The sequence below is a fragment of the Propioniciclava coleopterorum genome (assembly GCF_011393335.1).
Taxonomy (GTDB): Bacteria; Actinomycetota; Actinomycetes; order Propionibacteriales; family Propionibacteriaceae; genus Propioniciclava; species Propioniciclava coleopterorum.
On sequence record NZ_CP049865.1, the window covers coordinates 19,620 to 31,470 of the forward strand.

At 66.3% G+C, this 11,851-nt stretch carries 10 protein-coding genes; 8 read left to right on the forward strand and 2 right to left on the reverse strand.

All coding sequences use genetic code 11. The features are described 5' to 3' along the window. Window positions 1-475: 475 nt before the first annotated feature. The 5 genes from G7070_RS00115 to G7070_RS00135 all read left to right on the forward strand — a co-directional run bounded on the left by G7070_RS00115 (window position 476) and on the right by G7070_RS00135 (window position 4,563). Window positions 476-859: a hypothetical protein gene (locus G7070_RS00115; protein WP_166230747.1), complete on the forward strand. Its 384-nt coding sequence runs from the start codon at window positions 476-478 to the stop codon at window positions 857-859. Window positions 860-917: 58 nt separating this feature from the next. Further along, a complete protein-coding gene (locus G7070_RS00120) occupies window positions 918-1,631 on the forward strand; it encodes a hypothetical protein (protein WP_166230750.1) in 714 nt (237 codons plus the stop codon). Between the two features lie 82 nt (window positions 1,632-1,713). Then, window positions 1,714-2,652 (forward strand): tyrosine-type recombinase/integrase, encoded by a 939-nt coding sequence (locus tag G7070_RS00125; protein ID WP_166230753.1) that lies wholly within the window; start codon window positions 1,714-1,716, stop codon window positions 2,650-2,652. Continuing rightward, window positions 2,649-3,578: a tyrosine-type recombinase/integrase gene (locus tag G7070_RS00130; RefSeq protein WP_166230756.1), complete on the forward strand. Its 930-nt coding sequence runs from the start codon at window positions 2,649-2,651 to the stop codon at window positions 3,576-3,578. Before G7070_RS00125 ends, G7070_RS00130 begins: the two co-directional genes overlap by 4 nt. After that, window positions 3,571-4,563 (forward strand): tyrosine-type recombinase/integrase, encoded by a 993-nt coding sequence (locus tag G7070_RS00135; protein WP_166230759.1) that lies wholly within the window; start codon window positions 3,571-3,573, stop codon window positions 4,561-4,563. Before G7070_RS00130 ends, G7070_RS00135 begins: the two co-directional genes overlap by 8 nt. A gap of 67 nt (window positions 4,564-4,630) precedes the next feature. Here G7070_RS00135 and G7070_RS00140 read toward each other — a convergent pair whose 3' ends face one another. Then, a complete protein-coding gene (locus G7070_RS00140; protein ID WP_166230762.1) occupies window positions 4,631-5,179 on the reverse strand; it encodes a DNA cytosine methyltransferase in 549 nt (182 codons plus the stop codon). A 288-nt stretch (window positions 5,180-5,467) separates the two neighbouring features. Between G7070_RS00140 and mobF the strand changes: the two genes are divergently transcribed. Then, a complete protein-coding gene (mobF, locus tag G7070_RS18150; protein WP_246227190.1) occupies window positions 5,468-8,950 on the forward strand; it encodes a MobF family relaxase in 3,483 nt (1,160 codons plus the stop codon). 255 nt (window positions 8,951-9,205) lie between these two features. Beyond that, entirely contained in the window at window positions 9,206-9,568 is a 363-nt protein-coding gene (locus G7070_RS00150; protein WP_166230765.1) for a hypothetical protein, read from the forward strand. A gap of 1 nt (window position 9,569) precedes the next feature. Here the strand turns inward: G7070_RS00150 and G7070_RS00155 are convergent, their stop codons facing one another. Further along, window positions 9,570-10,622 carry a DNA-processing protein DprA gene (locus G7070_RS00155; protein WP_206079863.1) on the reverse strand — a complete coding sequence of 351 codons (1,053 nt, stop codon included), beginning with the start codon at window positions 10,620-10,622 and terminating at the stop codon, window positions 9,570-9,572. Window positions 10,623-11,288: 666 nt separating this feature from the next. Here G7070_RS00155 and G7070_RS00160 point away from each other — a divergent pair. Beyond that, window positions 11,289-11,828 carry a hypothetical protein gene (locus tag G7070_RS00160; RefSeq protein ID WP_206079864.1) on the forward strand — a complete coding sequence of 180 codons (540 nt, stop codon included), beginning with the start codon at window positions 11,289-11,291 and terminating at the stop codon, window positions 11,826-11,828. Window positions 11,829-11,851: the final 23 nt, after the last annotated feature.

An 11,851-nucleotide genomic window follows, 5' to 3' on the forward strand; every position in this document is an offset into this window, starting at 1 on the left:
CAGCCGCAGGTCGGCCAGATCGCCGAGAACGGCGCTTATGTGGAAGTTCGCATAAGCGCCGTTATGCCGAGCCGATGGTTATGTCGCCGGACACCTTGGCTGACCTGAGTGATCGCCATCGTCAATCCACATAACTCTGCCAGCGACCAGGGACCTATTGAACCGTCCTGTGGGCGACACGGCATCGAGGTGAGGCTGGAGCTTCCAGGCCACCCGGCGCTCTTTGTCGCAGCACTGCATGCGCGGATCGAATATGGAGCCTGTCACTGGTGCTATCATTGGCACTGTTCTTGATACACATCGACCAATAGGAGTACCAGTGGGAGACCCCGAGATCGACGCCATGTCGGCCGTCGCGACAGCACTCGCGGACTTGGAGGAGGGCGCGCGCGACCGTGTTCTGCGATGGGCAGTCGATAGGTATGGCGTAGCTACATCGCCCCCTGTCGTTCGTCGCGTTGACGGGAGCGGGACCGTGGACGACAGCACCGATGCACCCGACGTGACGGAGAAGGAGATCGCCGAAGGGGCGCCTACGTATCAGCATTTTGCTGAGTTGTTCGCTGCCGCTTCGCCCAAGTCCAACGAGGACAAGGCGCTTGTCGCCGCCTACTGGGTTCAGGTTCACGAGGCTAAAGACTCTTGGGCATCGCGTCTGCTTAACGCTGAGCTCAAGAACCTGGGACATTCCATCCCCAACATCACCGACGCATTGAGCAGCAACATGCGGAAGAGGCCGCAGCGGGTGATCCAGTTGAAGAAGTCCGGCAACAGTCGCCAAGCAAACAAGACCTACAAGGTGACTCACGAGGGTCTCGCCTACGTCCAGGGCATGTTGCATGGCGAGAGCGGCGCCTGAAGTGGGGTTGTCCCCGGAGGACGCGCTAGCGGTCTTGCCGAGCACCCTTCGCGATGACTTGCTGAACGCATTTAACGAGATCGTCAAGAACTACCGGGAACATCGGTGGGAGCCGTCGGAGCTCAATGGCGGCAAACTGTGTGAGGCTGTTTACACCATCTGCAAGGGGTGGCTGGAGGGTGGGAACTATCCCGCACGCGCCGAGAAGCCGAGTCGATTCCCGAACAAGTGCTGGGAGTTGGAGAGTACTTATCAGCAAGTTCCGGACAGTCGTTCGGCACGCATTCTCATCCCACGAATGATGATCGGGCTTTACGATGTCCGGAACAACCGCGGGGTCGGGCATGCCGGCGCTGACGTCGATCCGAACCACATGGACGCGACTGTCGTGCTCTATACCGCCAAGTGGCTTGTCGCGGAGTTGGTGCGGCTGCTTCATACCCTGACGACGGAGGAAGCCACCGCCGTTGTGGATGACCTCATTCAGCGTGAGGTGGCGTGGGTGTGGACACACGCGGACAAGAAGCGAGTGTTGCGGAAAGGTCTTACCTGGAAGCAGCAGACCCTCTTGTTGCTGTTGACTGAGGCAGGCGACGTGGAAGAGGCCGATCTGTTCCGCTGGCTTGAACATCCCGGGCTTCCGTCCTTCCGCAAAGACGTCCTGAAGCAGCTACACAAGAGCCGTCTCATCGAGTACGACTCGGCGACTCGGACTGTTCGTCTGTTGCCTCCCGGCGTCACCGCTGCCGAAGAGCTGCTCCCAGCGGCCTGACACGAAGGCCCCAGCGTTCGGGGTTCGCTTGATCTGACCGGGCGGTCGCGGTGATCGCTTGGCATCAGGTCAGGAGGATCACATGTCGAAGGATCGAGTGCGTCAGCGTATCGACGCGCAGCAGGTGCTGGACGAGTTCGAGGATTGGTTGCTGCGAGAACGATCTGCGAAGGAGGCCACGGCCAGGGCGTATGCGGATCGGATGGTCGGCTTCACCGGCTGGTTGCCGGCCCCGGTCGAGGAGGCGCTGTCGGGGTTGACGCCGGCGACGGTGATCGAGTGGGTGAACCTCGAAGCGGAGCAGGGGCGGAAGCCGTCGACGCTGCGGAAGCAGTTGGCGATGCTGCGCTCGTTCTTGCGGTTTTGTCACCGGACGGGCCGGGTGGCCGAGGACTTCTCGGCGATCGTGCCGCATGCGGCGGGTTGGCGGCTTTCGTCGATCCCGGACCCGGTGCCGGAGAAGACCGTCGAGACGCTGCTGGACAGTTTCGACGTGCATGCCCCGAAGGGATTGCGGGACCGGGCGGTGATCCTGCTGCTGACGGGTCTGGGCCTCCGGTCCGGGGAGATCGCCGGGCTGCGGCTGCCGGATATCGGGTGGCGTGCCGGAACGCTCCGGGTTGTCGGGAAGGGCGATCGTGTCGATGAGCTGCCGCTTCCCGATGAGGTCGGTCGCGCGTTGGAGGACTACGTGCTGCATGGGCGTGGCGGCCGGGTCGACAGCGACCGGGTGTTCATGACGATGTTCGAGCCGGTCCGTCCGCTCACCCGTGACGGGGTGGCCAAGATCGTGCGGATGGCTTGCGACCGAGCCGGGATCAGCGAGTTCGGTCCGCACCGGCTGCGGCACACGTTCGCGACGGGCGCGCTTGCGTCTGGGGCGACGATGCAGGAAGTCCAGGGGTTGCTGCGGCATGCGCAGCTGCGTACGACCGCGATCTACGCGAAGGTCGACCGCACACGGTTGATGCGTCTGGTTCCGGCGTGGCCGGCTGCTGCCGAGGGGCGGTGGGCACGATGAGCGTGCTGCGAGAACTCCTCGATGGCTACCTGTCGACCAGGCGGGCGCTGGGCTTCAAACTGAGCGAACCGGGCCGCGCGCTCGGCGAGTTCGTGGACTTCATGGACGACGCCGGTGAGACGACGATCCGTCACGACCTGGCGATCGAGTGGGCGGCGAGGTTCAGCCGGGGCACGGTGTTGGTCCGGTTGAACGCGGTTCGTCAGTTCGCCGAGCACGTCGCTTGGTTCGATCCAGCGACCGAGGTTCCTGTGCTCGATGGGAAACCGTATGTGAATCATCGGCCGCGCCCGCACATCTACAGCACCGAGCAGATCGACTTGCTTCTGCACGCCGCAGGCCGGCTCACTCCGACGGTTCGGGCGGCGACATGGCAGACGCTGCTTGGGCTGTTGGCGGTGACGGGGCTACGGATCAGCGAAGCCCGCGCGCTCGACGACGCCGACATCACCCGTGACGAGTCCGGAGACGGCGGTTGGGTGCGGGTGACGGAGACGAAGTTCGGCAAGTCCAGGCTCGTCCCGCTGCATCCGACCACGATGACCGCGATCACCACCTACCAGAGGCTGCGCGACGACACCTTCCCGGACCGGGCGACCGCGGCGTTGTTCGTCACCCGGCGCGGCACCCGCGTCGCCGTGTCGACTGCTGGAGCGACGTTCCGCGAGCTGCGGGGCTTGGCGGGGCAGACCGGCACCGCCTCCGAGCCGGCGGCGAGGCTGCATGACTTCCGGCACTCGTTCGCGACGAACACCCTGATCGGGCACATCCGCTCCGGCGGCGCCGTGGACGAGATGATGCCCGTGCTCTCGGCCTGGCTCGGGCACGTCAGTCCCGCATCGACGTACTGGTACTTGTCGAACACGCCTGAGCTGGCCGCCGCCCTCGGCGCGCAGCTCCCCGTGATCGGAGGCGATGATGACTGACCTCGCACCCCTGTTGCAGCGATTCTTCACCGACAAGCTCGATGGGCAGATGAACGCGAGCACGCACACCAAGGCCGCCTACGCCGACACGTTCCGGCTCCTGCTGCTCTACGCCCAGAAGCGCACCGGCACAGCCCCGTCGGCGCTAACGCTGGCCGATCTGGACGCCGATCTCGTCGGCGGGTTTCTCCAGTATCTGGAAGACGAACGCGGCAACTCCGCCGCGACGAGGAACGCGCGCCGGGCCGCGCTGCGTTCGTTCTTCGACTACGCCAGCTACCGGGCGCCGGACGCGATCGTCACCATCAGCCAGGTCTTGGCGATCCCCGCGAAACGAACGAAGAAGACCCTCGTGTCTTTCCTCACCGGCACCGAAGCCGAAGCGCTCATCGCTGCCCCCGACACGACCACGTGGCTCGGCCGAAGAGACCGACTCCTGCTCCATCTGGGCATCCAGACCGGACTGCGCGTGACCGAACTGATCAGCCTGCGCCTCGACAGCATCGAACTCGGACCACAGTCCCAGCTGCGATGCCTCGGGAAAGGCCGCAAGCACCGCGTGATCCCGTTACAGAAACCCACCGTGAGACTGCTGACCGCGTGGATCACCGAACTCGCCACCTCACCGGAAGCACCGCTGTTCTCAACCAGCGCGGGCACCCCGTTGACTAGGGCCGCAGTCGCGAAGCTCGTCGCCCGGCACGCGGCGACCGCGGCCGAGGGATGTCCGAGCCTGACGGACAAGAACATCACCCCGCATACGCTGCGCCACACCTGCGCGATGATGCTCCTGCACGCCGGGATCGACACCGCGAGCATCGCGCTCTGGCTCGGTCACGCGACGATCCAGACTACGCAGGTCTACCTCCACGCTGATTTGGAACTCAAACGCCGCACGCTCGACCGGCTCCCCACCATCGGGAACCGGCCGCCAGCGCGCTATCAGGCCTCCGACGCTCTGATCGCGTTCCTCACCGACCGCTGACAGCCACGCGGTTATGTTGAACGGCCCCGACCCCCGCGGCCCGATCTCACGGGGAGAACGGGAGCATTCAACATAACCATCGGTTCGGCATAACGGCGCCGAGAGCCCGTAGAGGTCGAGCTGCGAGGTCTCCCAGATACCACGGGTCGGACTCCAGCTCGCGAAGGGTTGCGTCGCCGGGGTTGCGTGGGTCATGTCGGTCTCCTTCTGCTGGTGGGCGCGTCGCCGGGGAGGACAACAGCCCTCGGACGTTCTCAATGACGACCCACTCGGGCCGGAGTGCGTCGATCGCTTCGGCCATATGCGCCCAGAGCCCGGAACGGGTGCCCGGTGCGAGGCCCGCGCGTTTGCCGACGGTCGATACGTCTTGGCAGGGGAACCCGCCGATGAGGATGTCCACGGGCTCCACCTCGTGCCAGTTGATGGTGGTGATGTCGCCGAGGTTCGGGACGCCGGGCCAGTGGCGGGAGAATACGGCGGCGACTGGCTGGTTGAGTTCGGAGAACCAGACGGTGTCGGCGTTGAAGACGTGTTCGACGGCGAGGTCGAGGCCTCCGTAGCCGCTGAACAGCGACCCGATCCTGAGTCGGCGTGGCTGGTCTTCCTGGTCGTGCATAAGGACTCCGAGTGACGGGCGACCCCGGAGTCAGTTCTTCGAGTTCTGATGCCGGGCTGTTCACCTGTCAGGTGCACGACCACGCCACGACGCGCTGTCCGAGCTGGCCCCGGTCCTCGACGTCACTCGGCTCGCCCGCCTCGCCATCGCCGACCAACCAGGCCGCTCCTTTCCCAGGCCCACCTCCCGGAGGGACACGCCTCTTGCAGATCGAGGTACAGCGAGCTTTGTCGCCGCAGATATCACCGGTCGTCGGTGCCCACCTGCTCGTCAGGACGGGAGGTAGCGATGACGGTTTCGATGCGTGTCATGTCGGCGGGCGATGGCTACAAGTACCTGCTGAAGACGGTCGCGGCCGCCGATGGCGACCGGCCTCTCTCGACGCCGCTGACCCGCTACTTCATCGAGGAAGGCACCCCGCCGGGACGGTGGCTCGGCAAAGGAGTCGCGTCACTTGGCAAGGGTGAACTGGTCGTCGGTGATCAGGTCTCTGAGGCCCAGCTCCAGCTCCTCATGGGCATGGGGCACGACCCGATCACCGACGCCCCGCTGGGCCGGGCGTTCCCCGCCTACAAGGATGCGCCGAAACGCATTGAGGCCCGAATCACGGCGCTCGATGCCACCCTGACGCCGGGCGCGAAGGGCGAGGCGGTCGCGCTGATCGTGGCTGAGGAGAACGCGCGGGCTGGGCGTCGGGCGGTGGCGGGGTTCGACTTCACGTTCTCGATCCCGAAGTCCGCCAGCGTGCTCTGGGCGGTCGCCGATGCGGGGGTGCAGGCCATGATCGGGGCTGCGCATCACCGGGCGGTTGCGGAGGTGGTTGCGTTCATGGAGCGAGAGGTTGCGGCCACCCGTACCGGCGCAACCGCAGGCGATGGAGCCGTTGCGCAGGTCGAGGTGGAGGGGTTGATCGCGACCGCGTTCGATCACTTCGATTCCCGCGCAGGCGACCCCCACCTCCACACCCATGTCGTCATCAGCAACAAGGCCAAGACCAAGCTCGACGGGAAGTGGCGCTCGCTCGACGGCAGACCGATGCACGCCGTCGTCGTCGCCCTCTCCGAGCTACACGAGGCAGTGTTCGCCGACCACATGACCCGAATCTTCGGCGTCAAATGGGAAGCCCGCGACATGGGACGCGACCGCAACCCCGCCTGGGCCATAACCGCCGTTCCTGAGGCTCTCGTGACGGAGTTCTCCAGCCGCGCCCGTCATATCGACATCGAGGCCGACCGCCTCATCGACGAGTACGTCGCCGCGCACGGCCGTCGCCCAGCACCAGCAGCGTTGATGAGGCTCCGCGCGCAGGCGACGCTCTCGACCCGGCCTGACAAGCATGTTCGGTCTCTCGCCGATCTGACTGAGGAGTGGCGTACTCGAGCCACCGCGATCCTGGGCCGGGACGCGACCAGGTGGGCGATGGACGCGACCGACAACGACCGGCCGTTGCTGCTGCGGGCCGACGACATTCCGCTCGACGTGATCCGCGACATCGGGCGCACGGTGGTCGAGACGGTGGGTGAGAAGCGTTCGACCTGGCGCAGGTGGAACCTGATGGCCGAAGCCGCGAGGCAGACGATGGGGTGGCGCTTCGCCACCATGACCGACCGCGAAGCAATCCTGGCAATGGTCACCGATGCAGCCCAGCTCGCATCCCTCCGGCTCACCCCGCCCGAGCTCTCGCTCTCGCCAGTCGTGTTCCGGCGCGACGACGGCACCTCGGTGTTCCGACCTGCCAACTCCGCGATCTTCACCTCCGAGGGGCAACTTCTGGCGGAGGACCGGCTCCTCGACCGCTCCCGCGACCTCACCGGCCCCACCGTCTCCCTCGCGACCGTCGAGAAGATCAGCCGCAAGCCAGACACGGACGGTCTGCTGTTGGGTGAGGATCAGGCCGATGCGTTGACGCGGATCGCAGTGTCGGGACGGGTGCTCGACGTGCTTGTCGGCCCGGCCGGTGCGGGCAAGACCACCGCCATGAACGCACTCCGCCTAGCCTGGGAAGCCGAGCACGGCACAGGCTCCGTGGTCGGGCTCGCCCCGTCGGCGGTGGCCGCGCAGGTCCTGGCCGACGATCTCGGGATCGAGACCGAGAACACCGCGATGTGGTGGCAGAACCACCTCACCAAAGGACTCAACTTCCAGCCCGGCCAGCTGGTCATCATCGACGAAGCCTCCCTCGCCGGCACCCTGTCACTCGACCGGATCACCGGCCTCGCCCAGCAGGCGGGTGCGAAGGTACTGCTCGTCGGTGACTACGCCCAGCTTCAATCAGTGGATGCCGGGGGCGCGTTCTCCATGCTTGCCCACGACCGCACCGACACCGTCGAACTCATCGACGTCCACCGCTTCCACCAGCCGTGGGAGAAGCTCGCCTCCCTCGACCTGCGCCACGGCCACACCTCCGTGATCGACACCTACCTCGCGCACGGCCGTATCCGAGACGGCGACACCGAGACCATGACCGATGCCGCCTACACCGCCTGGCGGGCCGACCGAGACGCCGGACGCATCACCGTCCTCATCGCCGAGACCCGCGAGCAAGTGACCGAGCTGAACCAGAGAGCCCGAGCTGACCTGCTCATCGACGACGCCCTCGTCCAAGATCGCGAGGTCGAGCTGCGCGACGGAACCCACGCGGGTATCGGGGACACCGTCATCACCCGTAAGAATGACCGGAAGATCACGGCCAGCAGCGGGAACGACTGGGTGCGCAACGGAGACATCTGGACAATCACCGACGTTCGAGGCGACGGCAGCCTCACCATCCGCAGGCCCGGCCGCTCGTATGGTGGTGCGATCGTCCTGCCCGCAGCGTACGTTGCCGAGCATGTCGATCTCGGATACGCCGTCACCGCCCACAGGGCACAAGGCGTCACCACCGACACCGCCCACGTCCTGGTCGAACCGACCGCGACGAGAGAGAACTTCTACGTCTCCATGACCCGAGGCCGAGCCGCGAACCACGCCTACGTGATCCTCGACCGCGCCGACGATCACCAACAGCCACACCCCGGCGACGACCCCAACGCGAGCAGTCGCAGCGTCCTGACCGGGGTCCTCCAGCACGTCGGCGCGGAACTGTCGGCGCACGAGACGATCACTGCCGAGCAGGAACAGTGGGGGTCGATCGCGCAGCTCGCCGCCGAGTACGAGACCATCGCCGCAGCCGCACAACATGACCGCTGGGCCTCCCTCGTCCGTGCATCCGGCCTTACGTTCGAGCAAGCCGAAGCGGCGGTCGAGTCGGAAGCCTTCGGAGCACTTACCGCGGAACTCCGCCGAGCCGAAGCCAACCACCACAACATCGAGACCTTGCTCCCACGCCTCATAGCGGCACGCGGCTTCGGGACGCCGACGACATCGCCGCCGTCCTCCACTACCGGGTCGCGCGCGCCACTGCACGACCCGCCGGATCAGGACGAGCCCGCAAGGCACCGCGACTCATCGCCGGACTCATCCCATACGCGGCCGACGTGCGCGACGGTGAAATGCGAGCCGCGCTTGACGAACGAGAAGCACTCATCGAAGGCCGCGCAGACGCCGTCCTCGACGCCGCTCTCACAGAGAGGGCACCCTGGACGAAAGCGCTCGGTACGCAACCTCGCGACGCACGCCGGGCGGCAGCGTGGCGGAGGGGTGCACGAGTGGTCGCCGCCTACCGAGACCGCTATCGCATCACCGACGACGCCCCGCTTGGGGCATCGCCCGCGTCCGCGGCGCAGAGGATTGAGGCTGCGCGGGCACGGGCCGCGTTCGACCGCGCGGTAGAAGCGAGAACGGCGCGCAACACAGCTCCGTCTCGTGCCACGCAGGGTGTCAGCACCAACGGCCCGCACCTGTAGCGAGCGCTACTCACGCCGAGCCAGCTCGAACATCAAGTCCTTCCGTGTGCCGGAGATTGGGCGTATCGTGGAGTTTGAGGCCGATTCTCCTCTGTAACGCGCCGCTCGCGGCAGGCTCTCGTAGCCATTCTTCAACGCACAGCCTCACTTGATGCACCTTGCGATGGAGAGGAACGAGGCCATGATCCGCCTACTGTGGGCCGCCAGCACCGTCATCCGTGATTTCATGCGGCGCTACATGCCCAGCAACGTCCTGCTTGACGCGATCCGCACCCGCCGAGGATTGAAGTGGGGCGTGCCCGCCATGCTCCTGGCGATCCCGTACCTGATCGTCGCGAACCTCAGCGCGCAGGCCGCAGCCGACGGAGCGCCGGGATGGCTACACCTCGTCGTTCTCGTGTGCATCTGGAGTGCGCTCAAAATGATCTGGATCGGGCCTGTCAGCGTTTTCCTGCTCGTCCGGGCTCGGTTGCACGAGTCAGCGAGCACGCGCCGATCCCAGGCGAGCCACCAGGAAGAGCCTGTGCTCACCGGCTCACGTTGACCTACAGGTCACGCACCATCGCGGTACGTGACGATGCATGCTGCGCCATCCCCGGCACAACGGGCCGACGCTCAATGCCGAGTGTGGAAGCTCTGGCGGAACGATGATCAAGTAGCGCCGTGAGGTCGGAAGCGTCGGTAACGAGACTGGCAACGTGCTCTCGCAGGAGTCGATGAGTGCCAGCGCTCGCCGCACTGGTCACCGGGCCAGGGACAGCGGCGACAACTCGGCCAAGCTCTTCTGCTTGCCTCGCCACGAGCAGTGCGCCCGACCGGCCTGCCGCTTCGACGATGGTAGTCGAACCCGAAAGTGCCGCCACGAGGCGTGCCCGTGCGATGCACCTTCCGCGCGTTGGCACCGCACCTGGCGGCTGCTCACTGAGGAGCAACCCGAGGTCACCGATTCGTTCCAGCAACTCGCGATGCCCGGAAGGGTAGGGGCGGTCCAGCCCGCCCGCCATCACGGCGACGGTGTGCCCGCGGGCGGCAAGTGCGGCGCGATGAACCGCCGCGTCGATCCCGTACGCACCACCAGAGACAAGCACCTTCTCGTGCGATGCGAGGTCTGACGCGATCTCGCCAGCGACGTGGATGCCGTAACTGGTCGCAGCCCGAGAGCCAGTGATCGAGAACCGATCAGTCACGACACCAGAGAGGAGCGACACGCCCCCTTTGGCCCACAGCACAAAGGGAAGACGCTCACCAAGATCATGGAGAGACGCCGGGAAGCCGGGTTCGCCAGGTTTCAACGTCGACAGACCGAGAGTCTCCGTCATCCGGAGCACGTCACGCACCGCGTTCGGCTGCCGCTCGGGCTGGAAGTGCTTGCGCCACAGCGCAGCGGCTTCCTTGCCCATCCCCGGCACGGCACCGTCGCTGGCCAGCAGCCGCACCGTCTCGACAGCACCGACTCGTCCGACGAGCTGCCCGGTGGTGGGGTCGCCGGGCTCAATGAAGAGCGCCAGCGCGACTCTGGCACTCCGTTCGTCCTGGGCCTGCGCCGAGATGCTGTCCATGTCGGTTCCTTCCGTCACGGGGAAGGTGCGCTCGGCCATCACGCAAACAGGTCAGCCGTGCTCGTAGGGAGCAGCGCGCCGAAGTCAGACGAGCGCTGGGCGACGGCCCGCGGGACGTAGGGTTCCACCACACGCGACGACGGCGGAGCGCACTGCGTTGTGACTGATCCCGAGCTTCCCGCCGACCTCAACCAAGGTCAGGCCCTCGGCATACAGGCGGGCTGCATCCTCACGAACCGATTGCGGCAGCGTTGGCGAACGGGGTTCGAGCCCGGCCCGCCTCGCGATCTCACTGACGGTGCCGCGATGCACCTTGAAGCGGGCGGCGAGTTGCCGGACAGGCACCCCGTCGGCGTACGCGGCGAGCAGGTCGGCTCGATTCGAGGCACTCAAACGGGTTTGAGTCTGAGCCGAATTTTCGCGGACGGGGCCACGCTGATCGGTGATCCGAGAGTGCCGCGAGGTGCCTCGACCGCGCCGCGACCCCTTGATAACGTGGGAGATCAGCGTCTTGAGTGGTTTCCGGGGGTTTGAGAAACACCTACGAAGGTCCACGAGTGGAGCGGTCGCCTGCTCTTCGAGCCAATGGCCGGGGATGAGTGAACGGTCCGCGGGGAGCACGCGTCTGGACGTCGTCCGGGAGCCGCGTCCAGTGGAATGCCTCTGGAGTCTGGACGCCGTTACGGCACGGGAGGACGCTGGGTCATGGACCTCACCGCTTTCTACTCCCTGATGTCGGTCACGTGCTTCACGCTCGTGGGCTTGTGGTGGACGGTGGTCGAGCGTCACAAGGAGTGGCGCACCGACCCGGTGCGACGCAAGCTCGCCGGCGGCGTCTACCTCTCGTTCCTGCTCCCGGGCCTGATGAGTACCGTCGCCCAGATCGACCCCCACACCCCACTCCTGTGGCGGGTCAGCTTCACCCTCACCGCGCTGGTCGGAATCGTGTCCACCCTGCGGCTGGTGTCGTGGGACCGCGGCGGACAGATCGGACCGTTCCGCAGGTTCCGCTGGCTCGTCGCGGTCCTCTACGCCTCGATCATCGTGCTCGGTGTCGCCCCCGAGGTCGTCAAGCCGCTGGGCGCCACCCCGCTGCAGGCGGCTTCGATCGCGCTGGTGCTGCTCATCGTTCTGGGGCACGGGCTCACCTGGGAGTTCATGATGGAGCCCGACCCGGAACCGGGCCGACCGGCTCCCGCCGCCGCCCGGCGCCGGCGGAGACGGGCACCGCGCCCCGCGACCTGAGCGCGCCGGAAGGCGCCGAAACG